The sequence below is a fragment of the Cupriavidus sp. 05T42 genome (genome assembly GCF_056396345.1).
Genome location: NZ_JBFTLH010000003.1, coordinates 213,489 through 236,990, shown reverse-complemented (window position 1 = coordinate 236,990; position 23,502 = coordinate 213,489). Strand labels below are relative to the sequence as shown.

Sequence of the window (23,502 nt, the reverse complement as noted above, 5' to 3'; positions counted from 1 at the left end):
TCTAGATACTTAGTGCGCGCCGCCCGCCACACCGGCCATGCCGGCCACGTCGGCGTCGCTCATGTGGTGCTTCTCGCTGACGCGCGAGACCAGCAGGTTGGCCAGGAAGCCGATAACCAGCAGGGCGGCCATGATGTGCAGCGTCATCGTGTACGCCGCGCCACCGGTCACGCCGTGCGCCACCTGGTATTCGCGGATGTAGTTCACCAGCACCGGACCGGCGATGCCGGCGGCGGCCCAGGCGGTCAGCAGACGGCCATGGATGCCGCCCACGTAGGCCGTGCCGAACATGTCGGCCAGGTAGGCCGGGATGGTGGCGAAGCCGCCGCCGTACATCGACATGATCACGCAGTAGGCCAGCACGAACAGCGCGATGCTGCCGGCGCCACCCAGTTGCGGCACCAGCCAGTACAGCACGGCACCCAGCGCGAAGAACACGAAATAGGTGTTCTTGCGGCCGATCCAGTCCGACGACGAGGCCCAGAAGAAGCGGCCGCCCATGTTGAACAGCGACAGCAGGCCCACGAAGCCCGCGGCGGCAGCCGGGGTGACCGAGCCCTTGAAGCTTTCCTGGATCATCAGCGAAGCCTGGCCGAGCACGCCGATGCCGGCGGTCACGTTCAGGAACAGCACCACCCACAGCAGGTAGAACTGGGGCGTCTTCAGCGCCTGGTCGATGTGCACGTGGTTACGCGTGATCATCTTGTTGGTGGTGACCGGCGGGGTCCAGCCAGCGGGCTTCCAGCCGGGCGGCGGGACGCGGATGGCCAGCGAGCCGATGGTCATCGAGATGAAATAGCCCACGCCCATGACCAGGAAGGTCTGAGTCACGCCGACCGAGGTGGCGCTCTTGAAGGTGTTCATCAGCGCCACGGACAGCGGCGCGGCGATCATCGCGCCGCCGCCGAAGCCCATGATGGCCATGCCGGTGGCCATGCCGCGGCGGTCCGGGAACCAGCGGATCAGCGTGGAGACCGGCGAGACATAGCCGAGGCCGAGCCCGATCCCTCCGAGCACGCCGTAGCCTAGGTAGAGCAGCACGATCTGGTGCGTATAGACCCCGAGGGCCGAAATCAGGAAACCGCCGCCGAAGCAGCAGGCCGCCGTGAACATGGTCTTGCGCGGGCCCACGCGTTCCAGCCATTTGCCGGCGAAGGCGGCGGAAATGCCGAGGAAGAAAATGGCCAGCGAGAAAATCCAACCCAGCGTGGTCAGTTTCCAGTCGTCAGGCGCGGATTCGGAAATACCGATGACCTTGGAAAGGGGGGCATTGAATACCGAGAAAGCATAGGCCTGGCCAATGCAGAGGTGCACCGCCAGCGCGGCGGGCGGGACCATCCAACGGGAAAATCCCGGTTTGGCGTAGGTCGCTTCCTTGGAAAAGAACGGCGCTCGCCCGTAGGACGGGCTGCCACCATCGTTGATCACGCTGCTCATGTTGAACATTCTCCGGGACATGGGAATACCGGGTAGTTCGTCCCCACTGGCCTGGCGCGCCCGGCTGCTCTGGCGGCAGCGCGGTTGACCCCGTCACGCCCTGGACGAATTACCCCCAGAAATGTCGGTGCCCCCGGGCTTTGAGAGGGTTTGTGGCCCCGGGGCGGTCCGACAATTACTACACGGTGGAAACGGGGGCCGCACACACCGGACGTGCGTGCGCAACGGACCTGGGGGGTCCGGCATCGAGGGCGAAGGAAGGCGTGCTGCGTCCCGTTTCGAAATGACTCATTTGGATTTCCAGATTGGGGCGTGCAATATATGTCGCGAATAACATATATCACCGTGGAAAATATTATTCGCCGAACCTTATCCGCCCTTATTCAGGACTTCAATAGGCTAAAGATGACATATTCCCGTTGCGCGTGAATTGCGGGCGTTGATCGGGAATTGGACTGGATGGTGCCCTGGGGGCGTGGGATTTTTGCCACATGACCGGGCCACCCGGCAGTGCGGATGGCCCGGGTACATCAGGACATCAACCCAGCTTGACGCTGGTGGCATCCGCGGTCAGGTAACCGACGGCGGAGCCGAACTTGTCCTTGTAGTTGGCACGCACGAGCGGATCGAGCGTGGTCTTCACGCCGGCGGGCATGGTGCTGATGAATTCACCCGCGTGCTGGAAGTTGCTCATGATGTAGGTCCAGCCGTTGAGTTCGTCCACGGCGTGCAGGCCCGTCGACTCGCCGCCAGACGGCACCGACATCAGGCGGCTCAGCTTCTTCGTATCGATGTTGTACGCCCACAGGAAGTTGTTGGCGTGCTGGCCGCTGTCTTCGCCGATGAACAGCGTGCGCAGCTTTTCCGAGAACTTCAGGTTGTCCGGGTTGCCGATCGTTTCCGGATCCGCCGTGTTGCCCAGCGCGTCAGCGGCGATGTCCTTGCCGGCGATCAGCGCCTTGGTGTGCACCGGCACCCATTCGCTGCTGATGGCAGCGCCGCTGGTGTCAGTCTGGCCACCGGTCAGGTTGTGCTGCATCACCACGCCGGCCTTCAGCGCGGCCGGCACGCTGATGTTGCTGGCGGCGTTCCAGCCCTTGGCGTTGTTCAGCACCATCGAGTCCTGAACGTTCTGCAGGGCGGAATAGGCGATCTTGTCCTTGATGTTGACCGTGGTGCCTTCCATCTTGGTGAAGCCCATGCTGCCGCCGGCCAGGTAGGCGTAGCGGTGGGTTTCCAGGAACGCGGCGACGTGCTCCTTGCCCGGCACGACCTTGACCCATTGGGCAATGCCGTTCGCGAAGATCTTGGTGTAGCTGGCGTCCACCGGGTCCGCCCACTTCACGTCCATGATGTCCTGCGGACGGTGCGACTTGGCCATGGCTTCCACTTCGGCGCTGGTGGCGTGGCCGAGCTTGATCCAGGTCAGCGCGGCGCCAGCGGCGGCCGGATCGACCGAGAAGCCCGAACCCACCTTCGCCACGTACAGCGTGCCGGCGGACAGGTCCTTCTCCTTGTCGGCGATGAACATGAACATGGCGCTGTTGGTGGCGTCATCGCCCATCAACACGGTGCGGTTGTCCGGCATCACCTGCACGAGTTCGTGCGAGATGCGGCCCAGGCAGTAGTGCTTCTTGATCGAGCCCGTGCCGTCCGCGTTCACCGTGACTTCCGGCAGGTGGCCGTACAGGTACGGGTTCAGCGGAATGCTCGCGTTGCCGTACAGGTTGGTGGAGTACTTGGCGTACTGCGCGATCAGGGCGGCGTCCGTGGTCCACGGGTCCGGCTCGTACTCTTCGCTGGAAAGGTGGGTGTTCCACGGCGACAGGCTCGCGCCGCAGGTAATCCACAGGCCGTTGGCGCTGGAGGTGTCGACGTTGTGGTACTTGACCAGCGACAGCTTGCCGGTGGTCGGGTTCTGGTCGAGCGTGAGGATGGCGATCGGCGACGGCAGGCAGCCGTAGGTGCTCACGCCGGCCTGGTCGGCCGTGTTGTATTCGAACTGGACCACGGCGAACACGGTGTTGCCGGTCACGCCGGCCACCTTGGCGCCATCGATCTTCAGCAGCGACGTGCCGTCCGGCGAGTCGGAGAAGAACTGGCGTTCCTTGCCGGCCACCGAGACGTCCGTGATCGGCTGGTTATTGATGTTGACGTAGCCGCCGGCCAGGATCTTGCCGCCGTTGCCGTCAGGCACCTGGTCGCCGGTGATGAAGAACGGCTGGTAGGCCAGCTTGTAGGTCTGGCTGGTGCCGTCGCTCATGGTCACCTTGAGCGACGAGCCCACCGTGGTGGTGGACATCGCGGCCGGATCGGCCAGCGTCGGCGCGGCCATGCCCGTGAATTCGGCGGAGGCGAACGTCGCGGGGGTGGCGCCCGGCGTGGCGGGCGTGTTCGGCGTACCCGGCGTGGCAGCGTCGCTGTCGCCGCCGCAACCGGCCAGCAGGGAAATGGAACCCATGCCCAGCGGCAGCATCGGCGCGCCGGCGAGGAGTTTCAGGGCCTTGCGGCGCGATGCGTTGAGTTTGTCCAGCATTTTCTCGTCCTTTTTTGTGTGGTCGGCAACCCGATGGCAAGGCTCGCCATGTCGCCGAGTGGGAACGACCTCTAATCGTTCAGGCCGGACGCCATGCTATGAACGGAGTGTGACAAGGTGTTGAAAGCGCAATAACCATCACTTGATTGCGCACCCGGGGCGTCGCAAAAGTGCAAAAAAGGTGGGCGATCATGGTCGCCCCAAATGTCTCTCAACCTGGAGTGCCGGGTATGCATTGATGTACAGACATGATGTAACGAAACCGTCATTTGTGATCGCTAGTATCTGCCCCGGCAAGTCGCCGCCGGGACAACAGAAGCCCGGCGGTCTCCCTGACAACTGGAGGTCTCTACTCATGTCGTACATCACCGATAAGTTCCGCGCACCGCGCCGCGAAGCCCAGGGCTCGGTCACCGTGCCTGGCCAGACGCTGGAGGAAATCGTTGCCGCCAACCCCGAGCGCCGCAAGGTGCTGCGTGGCGGGCTGGGCCTGTCGCTGCTGTCGGCATTCGGCAGCGGCAGCCTGCTGGCGGCCTGTGGTGGCGATGATGATCCCGCTCCGGCTCCCGCGCCGGCGCCGGCTCCTGGACCCGGCGCGGCCCCAACGCCGACCCCGGTGCAGCCGCTGGACTACAGCATCAACTTCACGCCGGTGGCCGACAAGGTGACCGCCGACACCGTGACGCTGCCGACCAACTACTCGTATACCGTGCTGTTCTCGGCGGGCGACCCGGTGGAAGCGGGCTCGGTGGGCTACACGGGCGCGTTCCAGTCGTCGGCCGAAACCGAGCGCCAGGCCGGCGGTAACCACGACGGCATGCACTACTTCGTGATCCCGGGCACGGACCCGCAGAAGGGCGGCCTGCTCGTGATGAATCACGAAGCCATGGATAGCGCCATCCTGTTCCCGGGCTCGTACAACGCCGGCACCGCCACGCCCGAGCAGAAGCGCCTGGCGCTGTCGTCGGTTGGCGTGTCCGTGATCGAGGTCGAGTTCGTCGCCAACACCTGGCAGGTCAAGAAGAACTCGACGTACAACAAGCGCTACACCGGCAACTCGCTGTATCGCGTCTCCGGCCCGGCCGCCAGCGTGGTGGGCGGTACCGTGGTCGGTACGCTGAACAACTGCTCCAGCGGCCACACGCCGTGGGGCACCTACCTGACCTGCGAAGAAACCACCGATAACTACCTGGACCCGACGCAAGCCGAGGAAGGCTACGGCTGGGTGGTGGAGATCGATCCGCTGCAGCAGATCTCGGGCATGCCGGTCAAGCGCACCGCCATGGGCCGCTTCGACCATGAGAACACCGCGTTCATGACCGATTCGAGCAATCGCGTGGCGTTCTACATGGGCGACGATGGCACGCCGGGCTGCATCTACAAGTTCATCCCGAGCGCCGCTTTCGACGCGACCAATCGCCTGAACAACGCCAGCCTGCTCGACAACGGCACGCTGTACGTGGCCAAGTTCAATGCCGACGGGTCGGGCGACTGGATCGAACTGACCCAGGGCAAGAATGGCCTCGTGGCGGGTGCCTCGGACCCCGGCAATTTCACGCAGTCGGTCGTGCCGCCGGCGCCGGTGGCAATCGACTTCAATACACAGGCCGACGTGCTGATCAACACCAAGGCCGCCGCGCGCGTGGCCGGCGGCACGCTGATGGACCGCCCGGAGTGGATCACGGTGGGCCTGGACCGGACGATCTACTGCACGCTGACCAACAACGGTGGCCGCCAGGTGACCGACGCGGCCAACCCGCGCGTGACCAACTCGCACGGCCACATCGTCCGCTGGAAGGAAACCGGCGATTCGCCGCTGGCGGTCAAGTTCACGTGGGAAATCCTGCTGCTGGCCGGCGACCCGTCCATCGCGGCGGCGAACCTGAAGGGCAACATGGTGGGCGACACGTTCTCGAGCCCGGACGGCATCCGCGTGGACCCGAAGGGCCGCCTGTGGGTGCAGACCGATGCGGGCACGGGGACCAGCGTGACCAACATCTTCGGCGCCAATTCGATGCACTACGTGGATCAGGCCACGCGCGAGGTGAAGCGCTTCCTGGTCGGCCCGCACGGCTGTGAAATCACCGGTCTCGCGTACACGCCGGATCTGACGACGTTCTTCGTGAACATCCAGCATCCGAACGACAAATGGCCGAGCGCCAGCCTCCCGGCACGCTCGTCCACGGTCGTCATCCGGCACAACGAAGGCAAGCCGATCGGCGCCTGATACAGGCGCACGGGCGGCATAGTGGGTGCCGCCCGATCGGCACATTGACACGCCGCGGTCCGCAGGGATCGCGGCGTTTTTTTAGGTTCGGCACGCTTAGAACTTGTGGCGAACCCCCACACGCGCCACCACCTGTCGCGTCGTGGACGACTGGCTTCCCGTTGCGCCGTCATAGACATCGGCCCGGGCACCACCTGCGGATTGCTGATAGATGCCCATCAGATAGACGTCGGTGCGCTTCGAGAAGTAGTAGTCCAGCAGTGCGTTGAGCTGATGGTACTTAGGGCTCCCGCCCGTGGCGTCGACCTTGGCCCGTGTAAAGGTGTATCCGAGCGTCGTCTGCAGGACTGGCGTGAAATAGTATCGACCCCAGATTTCGTAGTTGTCGAACTTCACGGTATTGCCGGTGACGCCGTTGGCATCGTCAAAGCTGACATGCGAGAAGTCCATGCCGATAAGGCCGGCCTGGCCGAACGAATAGGTGCCGCCGGCCGCGTACGTTTCCATGTTCGAGGGATTGCCGACATAGCCGAACGGCCCACGACCCGATACGCCAGGATTCGTCGTGCTGGGGGCCCAGTTGCCATCGGGAAACTGGGTCGCCGGGTTGCGTGCGTAGAAGTATGCGGCGCCAAGATAGACGGGGCCGCTGCCATAGCTGGCGCCCGCGCCGACCGTGCTGTTGCCGCGATAGTTGCCCGCCTGCTCGCCGAATGCGTAGAGTGCCTCGAAGGTAAGCCCGCCCAGCGGCGCGGTGACGTACTTGACGGCGTTACTGACGCGGAAACCGTTGTTGCTGTTGTCGATGTCACCCGCATGGGAGAAGAAGGCGCCGCTCGAGCCGTTCATCACAGCCGGCTGCACCAGGTCGGCTACGGGATCGTACTGGCGGCCGACAGTGACGGTACCGTATTTGCTGTCGGATAGCCCGACATACGCCTGCCGGCCGAAGATCAGGCCACCTTGTCCAAGCTTGCCGGTATCGACATTGAAGCCGCTTTCGAGTTGAAAGATCGCCCTGACGCCCTGGCCGAGATCTTCCGCGCCCTTTATCCCCCAGCGACTCCCCTGGGCCACGCCGCTCTGTACCTGCCAGAACTGGTGCCCGCCTGCATTGTTGGTAAAGGTGATGCCTGCGTCGATAATGCCATACAACGTCATGGCATTTTGCGCCGACACGGGGCTCGCCGCTGCACTCATTAATCCCAGTGCGATAAGCGACTTCTTCATATTATGGTCCTCCGAGATACTAGTGGAAAGGTATGCGCGCAAGCATCCGGGAGAGATGTACCATTATGGAGTGCTGTTCCATAATGGTGCAGGTGTTGTGGGCGGATGCACCGGATTTGAGCTTCTCTTTTCTCTTGAGCCTTGTCCGGAGAACGGTTATCCAGAAAATCTCGATGCCGTCTTGTGCGTGGCCGGATTTTTCACGTCCCCATATTCGCAGTCCACTCATTTACCTTCTTGATACAGAAGCGGAGCTTATAGGTGTATATCAGGGAAATTGAGGCATTTCGGGCGGTCATCACGTCGGGATCGACCGGCAAAGCGGCCCGGTTGCTTGGGGTGTCCCAGCCGGCCGTGAGCCAGGCCATCCGCAAGCTTGAGGAGTTGGCCGAATTGCGTCTGTTCGACCGGATTGGCGGCCGCCTGCAGCCGACCCAGGAAGCGCACGCGCTGATGACGGAGGTGGACAAGTTTTTCGTCGGCTACGAGGCTATCGAACACCGCATCCGAAGCCTGAGAATGTTCGGCGTCGGGCGGCTATCGGTGGCCTCGTACCCAGCCTTCGGCGTTTCCTTCGTGAGCCGGGCAATCGCCGCCTTCGCGCCGCAAAAGCGAGATGTGCGAATGTCTCTGCAGGTCGGCAGTTCGAAGGAGGTCTTCCAGCTCGTCTCCGCTGGCCTGGTTGATTTCGGGCTCATGAATGATGAGGTGGCGACCCAGAGTGTCGAACATTCGGTGTTTTCGACGTTTTCCGGCGTGGTTGCCATGTCGCCTGAACACCCGCTGCGCGCGCGGCGGGTGATTCAACTGGGCGACCTCGCTTCGGACGCCTTCATCGACATGAACCCGGAGGATCTGGGTAGGACTCGCCTCGAGAGCGCGCTGGTCGAACATGGCGTGACGCTCCGCCGTGTCATCGAGACGCCGCTCTCGGCGACTGCCTGTGAGTTGGCACTGGCGGGAGTTGGCCTGGCGCTGGTCAATCCGATTGCGGCGCTGGACTATATGGCGCGCGGACTTGTGGTCCGCCGCCTGGCAGTGGCGATCGATGCGCGCACGCTGCTCATCATGCGACCGGGGCGGCCGGTTTCCACGAACGGGCAGGAGTTCCTGAGGTACCTGCGCCTGCAACTTCAGTCTGAGACCGACAAAATCAACAGATATCTGGATGCCTAATCCCACCCCGGGCCGGAAAGCTTATCCAATACCCTGATGGGGATTCCACTGATTGCGATATTCCAGATAGCGAATATCTGGATTTTCCCGGGCGCAAGGCAAGGTGATATGGCTCATTGGCCAATAAGCCAGGCTTCTCGATTGAAAAGTCCCGCAGGTGGATGGATTTGAAATCGTGGTGAAAAATGCTGGCACATATTCACTGGCATTGAAAAATGAGCACGCCACCGGCCGACTACCGTAACCAACCTTTTGAGAGTCTTTCTCCTGGTGTATTCAGGGCGTCCACGATCGTATTCGATTCGTATGAAGATTTCGTTGCGCGAAAATCACGCCAGCCAGATGGATTCAGCTACGGGGTGACTGGTACCCCGACCCACCGCGAGCTGGAGGGCAGGATCGCAGCGCTGGAAGGCGCCAGCCACTGCGTCGTTGTTCCGTCTGGGCAGGCCGCGCTGGTCAGCGCGATCATGCCATTCGTCAAAAGCGGCGACCACATCCTGATTTCCGACGCGTGCTATGGCGGCCTGAAGGCCTTCGCGGGCGACTGGCTGGCCCGGCTCGGTGTGGATGTCGATGTCTATCCGGCCGACATCGGCAGCGACATCGCTTCCTACATCCTGCCGTCGACACGGATGATCTGCCTCGAGTCTCCGGGGACGGTGTCGATGGAAATGCCCGATGTACCGAAAATTGCCGCCGAGGCCCGGCGGCGCGGCATCCTCACCATGATGGACAACACCTGGGCGAGTCCGCTTGGGTTCCAGCCGCTCCTGCATGGTGTGGACATGAGTATCGAGGCCGCCACGAAGTTCTTCGGCGGGCATTCCGACCTGCTGATGGGTGCGATCAGCACGAACGACTTCACGCTGTACGAAAAACTGCGCGAGGCGCAAGCCACCCTGGGCCTTGCCGTGAGTGCGGACGACTGCTTTTTGGTGTTGCGCGGTCTGGAGACGTTCCCCTTGCGCTTCGCCGAGCAGGGCAGGCGCGCACTGGAGGTGGCGCAATGGATGCGGCACCACCCAGTTGTCGATCGCGTGCTGTTCGCTGCCTTGCCAGACGACCCCGGGCATACGATCTGGAAGCGGGACTTCACGGCTGCCGGGTGCCTATTCTCATTCGTGCTCAAACCTGCCCCGGAACAGGCGGTCGCAGCGTTCTTCAACGCGCTCAAGGTGTTTTCGATCGGTGCAAGCTGGGGCGGGACGCATAGTCTGATCGCGTTCTACCCGGCAGGGATCCAGAAGGCTCGCAGATTCCCACCCACCGACCAGCCGATCTTCCGCGTGTCCATTGGTCTTGAGGACACGCAGCGACTCATCGCCGACCTTGAGCACGGCTTCGAACAGTATGCTGGCCATCGGCCGGTCTGATTTCTCCCCCCCCCCCCCACACACACTCACAGCAACAGGATAAAAAATGAAACGTTGGCCTCTGACAATGCGACTCAGGCAGGCACTCTTGGTGGGTGTGATGATGGGCCTATGGCCGGCCGCTCACGCTACCGATCTCCTTCCGAAGATCAAGGCAGACAACGTGCTGCGTGTGGCCAACACCCAAAGCAGCCCGCCGTGGAGCATGCTCGACGAGAAGAACCAGCCTGCCGGCTACGACGTCGAGATCGCCAAGGAAGTGGCACGGCGCATGGGTGTACAGAAGGTCGTGTTCATCGCCGACTCGGGAAAGAACTTCATCGAAGGCCTGAAGGCGGGTAAGTACGACGTGGTCATGAACGACCTGACCCCGACGGTCGAGCGCAGCAAGCAAGTGGACTTCGGCACGCCGTACGGTGCGGAGGACTTCCGGATCTTTGTGCGTGCCGACACTACGACCATCAAGGGACGTGGCGATCTCGGCGCGAAACGCGTCGGCGTGACAACGGGCTCCAGCAACGAATCCTGGGCACGCAAGCATCTCACGTCTTCCGAACTGCGCTCCTACGACAACGGCGGACTACTGTTCAGCGATCTCGCCAACGGGCGCATCGATGCGGTGATCGTGTCGCATTTTGGCGGGCTGCGATACGCGACGGTCAACAAGCTTCCCCTGAAGGAGGTCGGCGAACCGCTGACCTACCAGCTCTCGGCGCCTGCGCTCGCGAAGAACCAGCCAGCCCTGGCGGCGGCGATCAACAAGGCAATTGGCGAGATGCTGGCGGATGGCACGGTCGACCGGCTGGCGAAGCGGTGGGTAAGTCATGACTATGACATGCGTGGTGCCATTGCCAGGGCAAACGAAGACAAGGAGTAAGTGATGGGCGAGCTATTCCTCCGTTCGCTGCCACTGCTCAAGGACGCCGTCCTGATGACGCTGTTCCTGGGGCTCGGCGCGTTCACGCTCGGGTCGATCCTCGGCCTGCTGCTGGCCCTCGCCCGGCTCTCCCGCTTCGTTGCACTGCGGGCATTGGCCTTCGCTTACGTGTCGGTTTTCCGGGGCACGCCGCTGCTCGTACAGATCCTGCTGCTCTATTTCGGATTGCCGCACTACGGTGTGACGCTCGACCCGATTCCCGCTGCACTGCTTGCACTCACGCTGTTTGCCGCGGCCTATCTGAGCGAGAACTTCCGGGCGGGTATCGGCGCGGTGGACAAGGGCCAATGGGAAGCCGCGATGTCGCTCGGCATGGGGTACTGGAAGGCCATGTCGCGCGTGATCCTGCCGCAGGGTCTTCGCATTGCCATTCCGCCCGTGGGCAGCCGCATGATCGCCCTGATCAAGGATACCTCGCTGGCGTCGACGATCACGGTGGTGGAGTTGACCCGGGTCGCCGAGCAGGTCGGCGCGACCACCTTCCGGTACATGGAAATGTTCCTGATGGTCGGGCTTATCTATTGGGTAGTGAACCAGATCCTGACGATCCTGCAGACAGTGCTGGAAAGCAGGGCGTCGAAGCGTTATCTATGAACAATACGGAAGCAACAATCTGCGTACGTGGCCTGACCAAATCATTCGGTGGAACGCCGGTACTCCTTGGCGTCGACTTCAGCGTCGCCAAGGGCGAGGTCGTCGTGATCATGGGACCCTCCGGGTCTGGCAAGACCACGCTGTTGCGCTCGCTGAACTTTCTCGAGCAGCCCGACGCCGGATCCATACGGGTCTGCGGCACGGAAGTCGAGTGCTTTCCGAATCGGGAGCTCTCGCGCGAGAACAGGAAGCGGATCGCCGCGATCCGCCAGCGATCCGCGATGGTGTTTCAGTCGTTCAACCTCTTCCCGCATCGCACGGTTATCGAGAACGTGATCGAAGGCCCGGTGAGTGTCAAGAAGGTCGACCGCAAGGTGGCCATGACACGGGGAATGGCGCTGCTGGAGCGTGTAGGGTTGAGTGCCAAGGCCAATGAGTATCCGTCACGCCTGTCCGGTGGCCAGAAGCAGCGCGTGGCCATTGCACGCGGCCTGGCCATGGATCCCGATGTGATCCTGTTCGATGAGCCAACGTCCGCACTCGACCCCGTGCTCCGCGAGGATGTGCTCGTAGTCATGCGCGAACTGGCGCGGGAAGGCATGACGATGCTGGTGGTGACACACGAGGTGCGTTTCGCTCAGGACGTGGCTGACCGCGTCGTATTCATGGAAGGTGGCGTGGTAGTGGAAGATGCGCCTCCGCAGCAGTTCTTCCGCGGCAACGACAATCCTGGCGTGCAACGGTTTCTGAATCTCATTGCGAGTTGAGCCTGCGCTGGCCGCGACACGCGGGAGGAGATCGACCCGCCAGGCGCCGCCAGCTCAGGGCTTTCTCCCCTTGACCGCCCCTGCCTTCACCTTCCACCGCGAAAACACCACATCCAGACACTCCAAAGACGTACACGCATCCCGCTGCTTGCGGAACGCCGCCACATCCGCGTCCGTAATCTTCTGCTCCCGCAGCAACCGCTGCTGGTCCGCGAAGATCCGGCGGTAGCCCATGGATAGCAGCGCGTGGTCGCAGATCAGGCGGTGGGCGGGGAGGGCGGTGGCGGCCAGGGCGGGGTCGCAGTCGAGGTCGATGCCTTCGGCGTGGGCGGCGAGGGTGCCGGTGGCGAGGCTCAGGAAAATGGTCAGCCGGATCAGCGATCTACGGAAAATTCGATGCATATGACGATGGCGGCGCGTGCGTGCGCCGGCGCGCTGCGGGTTCCAAAGCGGCGATCGTAGCACCGCTGCGGGGGATGACCGCGGGCATCGGGGCGACGGTCTTAGGGGAACTACTACCCCGTCTGACCAGTCAATTGTTGCGTTCGGTTACAATGCTGTACCGCAGCAACGCCGGTACTGGTGCGTGTTCTGCAAGAACCCCAGCGCCGTCCCGGTGCGTGCCCCCAATCGCCCCAACGCCCATCGCGCCCCCGTTTTGAGACGTTTCATCCTCTTCGTGCTGACTGCCCTGTGCTTGTCCGCGCTGTCCTTTACGGCAGCGGCGGGTGCGCTCGCGGGCACGCCGAAGGTGGAGGCGGCCATGCCGGACTATGACGCGATGCTGGCAACCGGTGACGACCTCGCCCAGATCGTCCTGCCCGGCGATGCCGCGCTGGAGGCCGAGGCGCTGTTCGACAACGCGCCGCCGCCCGGCTACTGCAATATCTGGTCGGCCGATCTGCTCGACCCGCTGGACCTGCTCGATGAAATCGAGGAATCCAGCGCGCTGTTCGATCTCCCCGACATGAAACTGGCCCAGTCGATCGACGACGTGGCGCCCATCCTGCCGGGACGCTCCGCATCCCAACCGGACGGCCTGTTCCGGCCGCCCAATCTCCTCGCCTGATCTCCCGGGCCACCCCGCGCGCTGTCTCTGACACGGTCGCCTCTGTCTTCATGGCATTGAGCGACTACTCTTAACCAGCCGTCCGTCGTCCCGTCCATTGCCCCTGAGCGCCCCCAAGCGTCCGTGATCCGAGCCGTCACGGCGTGATGCCATGCAGGTCCTCTCGCGCCCGCCGCAGCCGAGGACGCGCCTGGCCATCGTGGCGGCGTCGGGCAGTTGTATCGCTCGATTGATTCCGACATGACTATCAATAAAACGCTGACCTGGGTCGCGTCGCTATCGCTGGTAGCGGCGCCGGCAATGGCCGCGCAGCCTGTGCCCGGTGGCTCCGCCGCCGCGCCCAAGGTGGCGCAGTCCGCCACCACCAAGCCTGCCGCGCCGTCCGGCCCCGTGACGCTGCCGCGCGCCGCCTCACCGGCCACGATGGCCGCTGCCGACAGCTTCGACCTGCCTTACCTGCTCTCGCTGGCCCAGTCCACCAACAAGGGCGTGGAGGCCGCGCAGGCCAATGTCGATGCCGCGTCCGCGGCCATCAGCACCGCGCGGGCCTATCCGAATCCTCAGGTCGAAGTGATGTACGGTCGACTTCACGGCAAGGAGGCCGGTGTCGCCAGCGGCAACGCGCCGTCCTACGCCTTCGTCCAGAAGTTCGACTATCCGCAGCAGCGCAGCCTGCGCCAGGAGATGGCCGGACGCGGGTTCGAAGCCTCGCAGGCCGTGCGCCAGGGGTTCCGCAGCGACCTCTCCGCGCGCGTGAAGACCTCGTACTACCAGGTGCTGCGCCGCGAGACCGAGCTGGCCGCCGCGCAGGAAGACCTGTCCCTGATGCGCCAGATCCATTCCCGCGCCAAGGTGCGTGTGGACGTGGGCGAAGCGCCGCGCTACGAGTTGATCAAGGCCGAGACCGAACTGCTGGCCGCCCAGAAGACGCTCCAGACCACCGAGCTGCGCGTCGAGCAGGCCAAGACCGCGCTGCGCCAGCAGGTGGGCGGGGCGCTGCCGTCGAACTTCCGACTGACCGGCACCCTGGGCAGCGCGCCGGATGTGCCGAACCTGCCCGTGCTGCGCGACACCATGCAGGCCGGCAACGCGGAACTGGCCCAGCGCCGCATGGAGCTGGAGCGCGCCCGGCTGGGTGTGGACTACCAGCGCTCGCTGCGCTGGCCGGAAGTGGCCGTGCGTGCCAGCACGGATCGCCAGCCCGACAACAACGTGTCGCAGATCGGCCTGGTCATGACGATTCCGCTGTGGGACCGCCGCAGCGGCCCGGTGGGCGAGGCGGCGGCGCAGGCCACCCAGGCCCGCACCGCGCTGGAGGCGCGCGAGTTCGAGCTGAACCAGGAGCTGGAAACCGCCTACCGCCAGTACGAGATCACCCAGGCGCAGGTCACGGCGCTGGAGTCCGGCATCGTGCGCGAGGCCGAGTCCGCGCTGGGCGTGGCCGAGGCCGCCTACCGCTTCGGCGAGCGGGGCATTCTCGACTACCTGGACGCGCAGCGCGTGCTGCGCAACGCCCGCAGCGAACTGATTTCCGCGCAGTACGAACTCCAGGTTGCCGCCATCCAGATTGAAAAGCTTATGTCGACCGCCCCCGGCACCGCTGCCGGTGTCGCACCCGGTGCGCCCGGTGCACCCGCTGCGCCGTCGATGTCCGACTCCCCGAATCCGCCGACTCCGAACTGATCATGCGCCCCCATCATCCCTATCGTCCACGTGGCCTGCTTTCCCTGATCGCCGCCGCGGTCATGCTGATGGCCGTGGCCGGCTGCTCCGATAAACCCGAGCCGACCGCCGAGGCGCCCAAGTTGCCGCCCGGCATCGTCAAGCCCGAAGAGAACCTCCAGAAAACGCTGAAGGTGGCGCCCGTCGCCACGTCCCCGTTCAGCGAGATGCTGCGCGTGTCCGGCCGCATCGATTTCGACGAACAGCGCGTGTCCCGCATCGGCGCCAGCGTGACCGGCCGGGTGACCGACCTGTACGGCATCCTCGGCCAGGAGGTCAAGGCCGGCCAGGTGCTCGCCCGCCTGCACAGCAGCGAGCTGGGCGCCGCCCAGATGGCCTTCCTGAAGGCCGAGGCGCAGAGCACGCTGCAGGCCCGCAATGCCGAGCGCGCGCGCCAGCTGTTTGCCGCCGACGTGATCGGCCGCGCCGAACTGCAGCGCCGCGAGAGCGAATACGCCATCGCCGCCGCCGAGATGCGCGCCTACCGCGACCAGCTGCGCGTGCTCGGCATGTCCGCGGCGTCGATTGCCACGCTGGCCAAGAGCGGCAGCATCGACTCGTACTCGCCGGTCTACTCCAGCATCCAGGGCACCGTGGTGGAGCGCAACGTGGCCCAGGGCCAGGTGGTGCAGCCCGCCGACGCGCTCTACACCGTGGCCGACCTCTCGCACGTCTGGGTAGTCGCCGAGGTGCCCGAGCAGCAGGCCGCCCAGGTGGCCGAGGGCCAGAGTGTCGATATCGATGTGCCGTCGGTGGCCAATGGCGCCGGCCGTATCACGGGCAAGCTGATCTACGTCGGCCGCACCGTGAACCCGCAGTCGCGCACGGTGCTGGTGCGCACGGAACTCGAGAACAAGGAAGGGCGCCTGAAGCCCGCCATGCTGGCCAGCATGCTGATTGCAGGCAAGCCGGTGGACCAGCTCGTGGTGCCGGAGTCCGCCGTGGTGCGCGATGGCAACGACGAGCAGGTCTACGTGGAGACCTCCCCGGGCCAGTACCGCATCACCAAGGTCAAGCTCGGCGCCGAGAGCGACGGCATGCGTGTGGTGCAGGGCGGCATCAAGCCGGGCGACCGCGTGGTCGTGGAGGGCGCGTTCCATCTGGACAATGAACGCAAGCGCCTGGAACAGGGGTAAGCGGCCATGATGACATCCCTAGTTGAAGCCGCTATCAAACAGCGGCTGGTGGTGTGCGTGATTGCCGTGGTGTTGTTCTTCTTCGGCCTGCGCGCTGCCAGCAAGCTGTCGGTCGATGCGTTCCCGGACGTGACCAACGTCCAGGTGCAGATCGCCACCGAAGCCACCGGGCGCTCGCCAGAGGAGGTGGAGCGCTTTGTCACGGTGCCCATCGAAATGTCGATGACCGGCCTGCCCGGCCTCGAGGAAATGCGCTCGCTGAACAAGGCGGGCCTGTCGCTGATCACGCTGGTGTTCACGGAGAAGACCGACGTCTACTTCGCGCGCCAGTTGGTGATGGAGCGGCTGATCGAGGTGGGCGGGCGCATGCCGGCGGACGTGACGCCGGTGCTCGGCCCCGTTTCCACGGGCCTGGGCGAGGTCTACCAGTACACGCTGGATCGCGCCGATGACGGCAACCGCGAACTGACGCAGGAAGAGCTGGCCGAGCGCCGCATCGCCCAGGACTGGGTGGTGCGGCCGCTGCTGCGCTCGATCCCCGGCGTGGCGGAAATCAACTCGCAGGGCGGCTACGTGCGGCAGTACCAGGCACTGGTCAACCCGGAGCGGATGCGCCACTACGGGGTCAACATCCAGCAGGTCTACCAGGCGCTGGCGCGTAACAACGCCAACTCGGGCGGCGGCGTGCTGCCGCACTATGCCGAGCAGTACCTGATTCGCGGCGTGGGCCTGGCCAAGGGCGTGGACGACATCGGCAGCATCGTGCTGAAGGAGGTCAACGGCACGCCGGTCTACCTGCGCGACGTGGCGCAGGTGACCATCGGCCACGAGGTGCGACAGGGCGCGCTGGTCAAGAACGGCCAGACCGAGGCCGTGGGCGGCATCGTGATGATGATGCGCGGCGGCAACGCCAAGGAAGTGGTCAGCCGCGTGAAGGCCCGCGTGGCCGAGATCAACGACCGCGGCATGCTGCCCGGCAAGCTGCAGATCGTGCCGTACTACGACCGCAGCGAACTGGTGGACGCCGCGCTCTGGACCGTAACCAAGGTGCTGCTCGAAGGCGTGGTGCTGGTGGTGATCGTGCTGTTCCTGTTCCTTGGGGACGTGCGCTCGTCGGTGATTGTCCTGGCCACGCTGGTGCTCACGCCACTGATGACGTTCATCGTCATGAACAAGGTGGGGCTGTCGGCCAACCTGATGTCGCTCGGGGGGCTGGCCATCGCCATCGGCCTGATGGTGGATGGCTCCGTGGTGGTGGTGGAGAACGCGTTCGAGCGGCTGGGCCACGCCGAGAAATCGGGGCTGACCCGCACCGAGATCCTCGTCAAGGCGGTGCAGGAGGTGGCCACGCCGGTGATCGTGGGGGTAGGCATCATCATCCTGGTGTTCCTGCCGCTGATGACGCTGTCCGGCATGGAAGGCAAGATGTTCGCGCCGCTGGCTTTCACGATCTCGATTGCGCTGGCGATCTCGCTGTTCCTGTCGCTGACGCTGTCGCCGGTGCTGTCCGCCTACCTGCTCAAGGGCGGCGCCGAGCATGACACCAAGCTCATCGCGTTCATGAAGCGCAACTACCTGCGTATGCTGCACTGGGCGCTGCAGAACAGCAAGACCACCGTGCTGTCGGCGGTGGGGCTGTTCGTCGCGACGATCCTGATCGTGCCGCTGCTGGGTACCTCGTTCATCCCCGAGATGAAGGAGGGCTCCATCGTGCCCGCCATCGACCGTGTGCCGAACATCTCGCTGGAGGAGTCGATCAAGCTCGAGAAGATGGCCAACAAGCTGGTGCTGGAGGTGCCGGGCGTGAAGTCCGTGGTGTCCGGCGTGGGTCGGGGCGAGAGCCCGGCGGACCCGCAGGGCCAGAACGAGTCCACCCCCATCGCCAGCCTGAAGCCGCGCGACGAGTGGCCGGACGGCTGGACCCAGGACGACATCGCCAACGCCATTCGCGAGAAGCTCAAGGCCATTCCGGGCGTGCAGGTCGTGATGGCGCAGCCGATCTCGGACCGCGTGGATGAGATGGTCAGCGGCGTGCGTTCCGACGTGGCGGTGAAGATCTTCGGCGACGACCTCGACAAGCTGCGCGAGCTGGCCGGCGAGATCGCGCGCGTGGCGGGCGGCATCCAGGGCTCGCAGGACGTGCGGATCGAGCGGATCTCGGGCCAGCAATACCTGTCGATCGAGATCGACCGGCAGGCGATTGCGCGCTACGGGCTGAACGTGTCGGACATCCACGACATCATCGAGATTGCCATCGGCGGCAAGCGCGCCACGGACATCTTCGAGGGCGAGCGCCGCTTCGCGGCGGCGGTGCGCCTGCCCGAGGACTTCCGTGACAACGTGCAGGCCATTCGCCAGCTATTGGTGCCGGCGCCGGGCGGCGTGCAGGTGCCGCTGGAGTCCGTGGCCAAGATCGAGGTCAGCGACGGCCCGGCGCAGATCAGCCGCGAAATGGCCAAGCGCCGCGTGGTGGTGATGATCAACGTGAAGGACCGCGACCTGGGCGGCTTCGTGGCCGAACTCCAGAGCGCGGCCGAGAGCAAGGTCAAGCTGCCCGAGGGCTACTACTTCGAGTGGGGCGGCCAGTTCCAGAACATGGAGCGCGCCATGGGCCACCTGAAGATCATCGTGCCGATCACCATCGCCGCGATTTTCTTCCTGCTGTTCCTGCTGTTCAACTCGCTGCGCTTTGCCACGCTGATCATCACGGTGCTGCCGTTCGCGTCAATCGGCGGGATCATCGGGCTGTTCGTGACGGGCGAGTACCTGTCCGTGCCGGCGTCCGTGGGCTTTATCGCGCTGTGGGGCATGGCGGTGCTGAACGGGGTGGTGCTGGTGTCGTACATCCGCACGCTGCGCGAGTCGGGCATGTCGCTGCGCAACGCGGTGGTGCGCGGCGCCACGCAGCGTTTCCGCCCGGTGATGATGACCGCGACGATCGCCATGCTGGGCCTGGTGCCGTTCCTGTTCTCGACCGGACCGGGCTCCGAGGTGCAGCGTCCGCTGGCCGTGGTGGTGATTGGCGGCCTGATCACCTCCACGCTGCTGACGCTGGTGATGGTGCCGGTGCTGTACCGCTGGTTCGACGACAGCAAGCCGGAGCCGCGCGACATGTCGGTGTAGGCGCGGTATGACGTTGGCCCTGACGTTGACCCCTGACGTCGCAGTACAATGACGGCCGGCCGGCACGCCACGCGTGTCGGCCGTTTTTCGTTTTTCGGAGGGATTCCATGACGTTGCCGGTTTCACGGCAGGGGCGCCGCATGCTGGTGGCGCTGGCTGCTGCCACGCTCTCGACCTTCGCCTTCGCTACCGAGGCGCCCGTCAATATCGAACTGGGCCAGCGCGGCGGACGCCCCGAGGCACCCGAGGCACCCGTGGCCTGCATGGAGGCCGTCAAGGCCAGGCTGCCGAACCCCGACCGCTTCCGCTGGGTGCGCGGCACCACGCGGCGCGTGGCGGAGGACTTCTACAGCGTGGTCGGCAACGTCGAGTTCGTGAACCAGGCCGGCGAGACGCGCAAGGGCGACGCCCAGTGTGATGTCATGCGCGCGCCCGGCAACCAGTTCATCGTGCCGAAGGTACGGCTGCCCCAGTAAATACAAGGGTTTGCGAGCCGCCAAGATGACAATGCTGTCATCTTGGCGGCTTTTTCATTGGCGCGTCTTTACACGTACGGGACCATCTCCTAAGCTCTTGTGTACGCTGTACACAAATAGGCAGCGACATCATCGACTGAATCAAACCGATCAACAGGAGACCGTTGCAATGCAGACCGAAACGACCAACGAACACCGCTGGCTGCAGAAGCTGGTGGGCAAATGGATGGCCGAAGGCGAGGCGGTGATGGGGCCGGACACCCCGCCGCAGAAGTGGAAGATTCCCGAACAGGTGGGCGCCGTGGGCGACCTCTGGGTGCAGGGCCGCTCCGAGGGCGAGATGCCCGGCTGCGGGCAGGCCGTCACGGTGATGACGCTGGGCTATGACCCCACGCGCAAGCATTTCGTGGGCACCTTCATCGGGTCGATGATGACCCATATGTGGATCTACGAGGGTGACCTCGAGGCCGATGGCCGCACGCTGACGCTGCGCGCCGATGGCCCGACCTTCACGCCGGAAGGCAAGCTGGTGCCGGGCAAGACCTCGAAATTCCGCGACGTGATCGCCTTCCAGGACGATGACAACCGCACGCTGACCTCATTCATGCAGGGCGATGACGGCGAATGGATGCAGATCATGCAGGCGCGGTATCGGCGGGAGAAGTAGGGCGCGGGGAGGGGCGTCGAAGCCGGACGCCTCAGACCCGGTCCAGTTCGTCGCTGTTCCACCAGGCGTCCAGCAGGGGCTGGAAGCGGTTGTCGGGCGCGGGCGGTATGCGCGTGCTCTTGCGCGCGGGCGGCAGTTCGCGCCCCGTCAGCTGGTAGTAGACGGCAGCCGGCAGGGTGCCCGGGCCGTAGGGCACATGGTCGATCACGCTCATCTGCCGCGCGGCCTTCAGCGCCCGGGTGGTCTCCTCCGGGGACAAGCCGCTGGCGTCAGCCAGCGCGTCGCGGCGCAGCGGACCCTCGCGCTGCAAACCGGCGATCAGAAGATGCACACATTGACGTGTATTCCGTTTCATAGGGGCGCATTTTTCCGCACCTGCCCCGCGCTGCACAATCCGGATTGACATTTGTTTGCAATCCGCCACGTCGTTTCGTGGCAGTTGCCCCACTGTAGTGGGAGATGTGGGGCCTTTTGGGCCACTTTTCGCCCAACGAGGCGGCGCGCGTTCCACTTCGGCCATGCCCCTCTTGCGCCAGCGTCGATACTGTATAAACATACAGTAATCGTCAATCTTCCGATGGCGCACGCCCGCCGCGTGTGCCGAATTCATCACCATGACTGCGCCCCCGCACATCCTGCCTGCCGAGGAGGATGGTGCGTCTCCACTGCCTTCGCCTCCCGATCCCGTGCCCGATCACCGGGCCTCGGTGGCCGAACTCGAGCATCGCTACCCCGGCCTGTGGCGCGCCGGGCAACTGGGCCATGCCGGCCGGCTGCCCGTGTGCCCGAGCGGCTATGACGCGCTGGCGCAGGAGCTGCCCGGCGGGGGCTGGCCCGCTGGCGCGGTCACCGAACTGCTGCTCGCCCACGATGGCGTGGGCGAACTGCGCCTGCTGATGCCGGCGTTGCGCACGCTGGCCGCGGCGGGGCGGCGGGTGGCGTTCGTCAATCCGCCTTATCTGCCGAATGCCGCTGGGCTGGCGGGGCTGGCCGGCCTGCCTGCGCGCCAGCTCTACTGGGTGCGGCCGCCGGCGGCCACCCCGCCGGCCTCGCGCCGCACGGACATGCTCTGGGCGGCCGAGCAGATGCTGCGCAGCCAGGCGTTCGGCGCGGTGCTGGTGTGGCTCGGCGCCGCGCGGCCCGAGGCGCTGCGCCGGCTTCAGGTGCTGGCCCAGGCCGGCGATACCGTGGTCTGGGTGCTGCGGCCCCTGCGCGTGCTCCAGGAATCGTCGCCGGCCGTGCTGCGGCTGGCGCTGTCGCCGTTGCCCGGCAACATGCTGTCGATTGCCTTCCACAAGCGCCGTGGCCCCGTGCGGGACGCGCCGCTGCAACTGTCGCTGGGCGGCATGGCGCACGTGCCCGCACGCGTCGCCACGCCCGTCACTCCCACCGCTCCTGTCACTCCCACCGCGCCTTCCGTGGTGCCCCCTCATCATGCTGCCGACGTTCTGGATCGCGGTGCATCTGCCGCGCCTGCCGCTGGACGCGCTGCAACCGAGCTGGCCTGAGGCCGCCGGTGCGCCGTCCGTCCCCGCCTCCGGCACGCTGCAACAGGCGCTGCCCGTGGCGGTGATGGCGCACGAGCGCGTGGTGCTGGCCAACGGCCCGGCCGTGGCCCTCGGCGTGGCGTTCGGCATGCGGCGCGGCGGCGTGCAGGCGCTGTCGGCGGAGGTCGTGCAACTGGAGCGCAGCCTCCCGGCCGAAGAGGCGTTGATGACCGACGTGGCGCTGACGCTGCTCCACTTCACGCCGGCCGTGACGATCGACCCGGATGCCGAATCGGCCACCGTGATGCTCGACGTCACCGCCAGCCTGCGCCTGTTCGGCGGGCACCGCGCGCTGTGCCGTGCCATCCGCGCGCGGGTGCGGCAGCTCGGCACGTTCGCGCAACTGGGCTGCGGCACCACGGCGCAGGGCGCGGCCTGGCTCGCCCGGCAGCCGCTGCGCCGGACGCGGCGCGGGATCGTGCGGCCCGCGCGCCGCGCCATCCAGCCTGCCCGCATGACGCGCCTGCTCGATGCCCTGCCCGTGGCGTGCCTGCAGACGCTGGCCGATCCGGGCTGGCTCGAGGGCGTGGGCTGCCGCACGCTGGGGCAGGTGAGGCAGTTGCCGCGCGCGGGGCTGTCGCGCCGCATCGGCACGGCACTGCTGGCGCGGCTCGATCAGGCTTACGATCAGGCGCCGGCCGGCTTTGCATGGTTCGAGGCGCCGCCTGCCTTCGCGCAGCGGATGGAGCTGCCGGGGCGCATCGAAGCGGCCGACGGGGTGCTGGCCGGCGCGCAGCGGCTGCTGCTGGCGCTGTCCGGCTGGCTGGCGGCGCAGCAGGCCGGCGTTACGCGCTGCGTGCTGGTGCTGGAGCACGAGCGCTACCGGCTGGGCGAGGACATGGACAGCACGCTCGTGCCGCTGGGCCTGGCGCAGCCCAGCCGTGACCCGGTGCACCTGTCGAAGCTGCTGCGCGAGAAGCTCGACAAGGTGCGCTTCCACGCGCCCGTGGGCGGCCTGGCGCTGCGCGTGGAGGCGATGGAGACCTGCTTGCCGCAGAGCGATTCGTTGTTCCCGGAGCCCGGCGCGGCGCCGGCCGAACTGGGCCGGCTGATCGATACGCTGATGGCCCGCCTCGGCCGCGACAACGTGCTGCAGCCTCGCCCGCTGGCCGACCATCGCCCCGAATGCGCCAACCAGTGGGGCCCTGTGGACGAGCCGCCGCCCCGCGCGCCCGCCACCGGCACGCTGCCGCCCGAACGGCCGCTGTGGCTGCTGGAGGCGCCCCGGCCGCTGCGCGTGCAGCGGCACCGGCCCGTCTACGAAGGCCCGCTGGTCATGCTCACCCGCCCCGAGCGCATCGAAGCCGGCTGGTGGGATGGCGGACTGGCCACGCGCGACTATTTCATCGCCGAACGGGCGGACGGGCTGCGCTGCTGGGTCTATCGCGAGCGCCCCGGCCATCCCACCCGCAGCGGGCAGGAAGAGGGCGGCGAATACCGCTGGTTCCTGCACGGGCTGTTCGCCTGATTTCGCCTGAATAT

The 23,502-nt window shown here is 65.5% G+C and carries 19 protein-coding genes; 14 read left to right on the top strand and 5 right to left on the bottom strand.

Annotated elements, in window-relative coordinates:
• Positions 1 to 9: 9 nt before the first annotated feature.
• Positions 10 to 1,437 (bottom strand): L-lactate MFS transporter, encoded by a 1,428-nt coding sequence (locus AC1EJR_RS05245; RefSeq protein WP_477146881.1) that lies wholly within the window; start codon positions 1,435 to 1,437, stop codon positions 10 to 12.
• Between the two features lie 538 nt (positions 1,438 to 1,975).
• Positions 1,976 to 3,973: a PhoX family protein gene (locus AC1EJR_RS05240; protein ID WP_092294704.1), complete on the bottom strand. Its 1,998-nt coding sequence runs from the start codon at positions 3,971 to 3,973 to the stop codon at positions 1,976 to 1,978.
• 355 nt (positions 3,974 to 4,328) lie between these two features.
• Here AC1EJR_RS05240 and AC1EJR_RS05235 point away from each other — a divergent pair, with 355 nt between their 5' ends.
• Positions 4,329 to 6,200 carry a PhoX family protein gene (locus AC1EJR_RS05235; protein WP_477113065.1) on the top strand — a complete coding sequence of 624 codons (1,872 nt, stop codon included), beginning with the start codon at positions 4,329 to 4,331 and terminating at the stop codon, positions 6,198 to 6,200.
• A 96-nt stretch (positions 6,201 to 6,296) separates the two neighbouring features.
• On the opposite strand, the gene AC1EJR_RS05230 is transcribed toward AC1EJR_RS05235, so the two are convergent.
• Positions 6,297 to 7,430 (bottom strand): porin, encoded by a 1,134-nt coding sequence (locus tag AC1EJR_RS05230; RefSeq protein ID WP_092294708.1) that lies wholly within the window; start codon positions 7,428 to 7,430, stop codon positions 6,297 to 6,299.
• 261 nt (positions 7,431 to 7,691) lie between these two features.
• Here AC1EJR_RS05230 and AC1EJR_RS05225 point away from each other — a divergent pair, with 261 nt between their 5' ends.
• From AC1EJR_RS05225 to AC1EJR_RS05205, 5 genes are all read left to right on the top strand, one after another.
• Positions 7,692 to 8,606, top strand: a complete 915-nt coding sequence (locus AC1EJR_RS05225; protein ID WP_092294710.1) for a LysR substrate-binding domain-containing protein — start codon at positions 7,692 to 7,694, stop codon at positions 8,604 to 8,606.
• A 215-nt stretch (positions 8,607 to 8,821) separates the two neighbouring features.
• Positions 8,822 to 9,982, top strand: coding sequence for a cystathionine beta-lyase (gene metC, locus AC1EJR_RS05220; RefSeq protein ID WP_092294712.1), 1,161 nt, complete (start codon positions 8,822 to 8,824; stop codon positions 9,980 to 9,982).
• 46 nt (positions 9,983 to 10,028) lie between these two features.
• Positions 10,029 to 10,859, top strand: coding sequence for a transporter substrate-binding domain-containing protein (locus AC1EJR_RS05215; protein ID WP_092294714.1), 831 nt, complete (start codon positions 10,029 to 10,031; stop codon positions 10,857 to 10,859).
• Positions 10,860 to 10,862: 3 nt separating this feature from the next.
• Positions 10,863 to 11,513, top strand: a complete 651-nt coding sequence (locus AC1EJR_RS05210) for an amino acid ABC transporter permease (RefSeq protein ID WP_092294716.1) — start codon at positions 10,863 to 10,865, stop codon at positions 11,511 to 11,513.
• Positions 11,510 to 12,280 carry an amino acid ABC transporter ATP-binding protein gene (locus AC1EJR_RS05205; protein ID WP_092294718.1) on the top strand — a complete coding sequence of 257 codons (771 nt, stop codon included), beginning with the start codon at positions 11,510 to 11,512 and terminating at the stop codon, positions 12,278 to 12,280. The genes AC1EJR_RS05210 and AC1EJR_RS05205 overlap by 4 nt, the downstream gene beginning before the upstream one ends.
• Before the next feature lie 54 nt (positions 12,281 to 12,334).
• On the opposite strand, the gene AC1EJR_RS05200 is transcribed toward AC1EJR_RS05205, so the two are convergent.
• A complete protein-coding gene (locus AC1EJR_RS05200) occupies positions 12,335 to 12,682 on the bottom strand; it encodes a hypothetical protein (protein WP_441592788.1) in 348 nt (115 codons plus the stop codon).
• A gap of 256 nt (positions 12,683 to 12,938) precedes the next feature.
• Here AC1EJR_RS05200 and AC1EJR_RS05195 point away from each other — a divergent pair, with 256 nt between their 5' ends.
• The 6 genes from AC1EJR_RS05195 to AC1EJR_RS05170 all read left to right on the top strand — a co-directional run bounded on the left by AC1EJR_RS05195 (position 12,939) and on the right by AC1EJR_RS05170 (position 20,473).
• Positions 12,939 to 13,349 (top strand): auxiliary protein of the heavy metal cation-transporting efflux system HmyCBA, encoded by a 411-nt coding sequence (locus tag AC1EJR_RS05195; RefSeq protein WP_092294720.1) that lies wholly within the window; start codon positions 12,939 to 12,941, stop codon positions 13,347 to 13,349.
• Positions 13,350 to 13,589: 240 nt separating this feature from the next.
• Positions 13,590 to 15,032 carry a TolC family protein gene (locus tag AC1EJR_RS05190; RefSeq protein ID WP_477125677.1) on the top strand — a complete coding sequence of 481 codons (1,443 nt, stop codon included), beginning with the start codon at positions 13,590 to 13,592 and terminating at the stop codon, positions 15,030 to 15,032.
• Between the two features lie 2 nt (positions 15,033 to 15,034).
• Positions 15,035 to 16,207, top strand: coding sequence for an efflux RND transporter periplasmic adaptor subunit (locus AC1EJR_RS05185; RefSeq protein WP_092294722.1), 1,173 nt, complete (start codon positions 15,035 to 15,037; stop codon positions 16,205 to 16,207).
• A 6-nt stretch (positions 16,208 to 16,213) separates the two neighbouring features.
• The gene (locus tag AC1EJR_RS05180) at positions 16,214 to 19,330 is read left to right on the top strand and encodes an efflux RND transporter permease subunit (RefSeq protein ID WP_092294724.1); all 3,117 of its coding nucleotides are present in this window, start codon (positions 16,214 to 16,216) and stop codon (positions 19,328 to 19,330) included.
• Between the two features lie 107 nt (positions 19,331 to 19,437).
• On the top strand, positions 19,438 to 19,806 hold the full coding sequence (locus tag AC1EJR_RS05175) for a DUF2880 domain-containing protein (protein ID WP_143093892.1): 369 nt from the start codon (positions 19,438 to 19,440) through the stop codon (positions 19,804 to 19,806).
• Between the two features lie 169 nt (positions 19,807 to 19,975).
• Positions 19,976 to 20,473, top strand: coding sequence for a DUF1579 domain-containing protein (locus tag AC1EJR_RS05170; protein ID WP_092294728.1), 498 nt, complete (start codon positions 19,976 to 19,978; stop codon positions 20,471 to 20,473).
• A gap of 31 nt (positions 20,474 to 20,504) precedes the next feature.
• On the opposite strand, the gene AC1EJR_RS05165 is transcribed toward AC1EJR_RS05170, so the two are convergent.
• A complete protein-coding gene (locus tag AC1EJR_RS05165; protein ID WP_255370816.1) occupies positions 20,505 to 20,804 on the bottom strand; it encodes a hypothetical protein in 300 nt (99 codons plus the stop codon).
• A 283-nt stretch (positions 20,805 to 21,087) separates the two neighbouring features.
• Here AC1EJR_RS05165 and imuA point away from each other — a divergent pair, with 283 nt between their 5' ends.
• Complete coding sequence (imuA, locus tag AC1EJR_RS05160; protein WP_477113062.1) at positions 21,088 to 21,981, top strand: translesion DNA synthesis-associated protein ImuA; 894 nt, start codon at positions 21,088 to 21,090, stop codon at positions 21,979 to 21,981.
• Entirely contained in the window at positions 21,908 to 23,488 is a 1,581-nt protein-coding gene (locus AC1EJR_RS05155) for a Y-family DNA polymerase (RefSeq protein ID WP_477105267.1), read from the top strand. The genes imuA and AC1EJR_RS05155 overlap by 74 nt, the downstream gene beginning before the upstream one ends.
• Positions 23,489 to 23,502: the final 14 nt, after the last annotated feature.

Excerpts from the sequence above, each read along its gene's own strand:
- AC1EJR_RS05245 (WP_477146881.1), bottom strand. The coding sequence starts at position 1,437 with ATGAGCAGCGTGATCAACGATGGTGGCAGCCCGTCCTACGGGCGAGCG.
- AC1EJR_RS05240 (WP_092294704.1), bottom strand. The coding sequence starts at position 3,973 with ATGCTGGACAAACTCAACGCATCGCGCCGCAAGGCCCTGAAACTCCTC.
- AC1EJR_RS05235 (WP_477113065.1), top strand. The coding sequence starts at position 4,329 with ATGTCGTACATCACCGATAAGTTCCGCGCACCGCGCCGCGAAGCCCAG.
- AC1EJR_RS05230 (WP_092294708.1), bottom strand. The coding sequence starts at position 7,430 with ATGAAGAAGTCGCTTATCGCACTGGGATTAATGAGTGCAGCGGCGAGC.
- metC (WP_092294712.1), top strand. The coding sequence starts at position 8,822 with ATGAGCACGCCACCGGCCGACTACCGTAACCAACCTTTTGAGAGTCTT.
- AC1EJR_RS05215 (WP_092294714.1), top strand. The coding sequence starts at position 10,029 with ATGAAACGTTGGCCTCTGACAATGCGACTCAGGCAGGCACTCTTGGTG.
- AC1EJR_RS05210 (WP_092294716.1), top strand. The coding sequence starts at position 10,863 with ATGGGCGAGCTATTCCTCCGTTCGCTGCCACTGCTCAAGGACGCCGTC.
- AC1EJR_RS05205 (WP_092294718.1), top strand. The coding sequence starts at position 11,510 with ATGAACAATACGGAAGCAACAATCTGCGTACGTGGCCTGACCAAATCA.
- AC1EJR_RS05200 (WP_441592788.1), bottom strand. The coding sequence starts at position 12,682 with ATGCATCGAATTTTCCGTAGATCGCTGATCCGGCTGACCATTTTCCTG.
- AC1EJR_RS05190 (WP_477125677.1), top strand. The coding sequence starts at position 13,590 with ATGACTATCAATAAAACGCTGACCTGGGTCGCGTCGCTATCGCTGGTA.
- AC1EJR_RS05185 (WP_092294722.1), top strand. The coding sequence starts at position 15,035 with ATGCGCCCCCATCATCCCTATCGTCCACGTGGCCTGCTTTCCCTGATC.
- AC1EJR_RS05180 (WP_092294724.1), top strand. The coding sequence starts at position 16,214 with ATGATGACATCCCTAGTTGAAGCCGCTATCAAACAGCGGCTGGTGGTG.
- AC1EJR_RS05175 (WP_143093892.1), top strand. The coding sequence starts at position 19,438 with ATGACGTTGCCGGTTTCACGGCAGGGGCGCCGCATGCTGGTGGCGCTG.
- AC1EJR_RS05170 (WP_092294728.1), top strand. The coding sequence starts at position 19,976 with ATGCAGACCGAAACGACCAACGAACACCGCTGGCTGCAGAAGCTGGTG.
- imuA (WP_477113062.1), top strand. The coding sequence starts at position 21,088 with ATGACTGCGCCCCCGCACATCCTGCCTGCCGAGGAGGATGGTGCGTCT.
- AC1EJR_RS05155 (WP_477105267.1), top strand. The coding sequence starts at position 21,908 with ATGCTGCCGACGTTCTGGATCGCGGTGCATCTGCCGCGCCTGCCGCTG.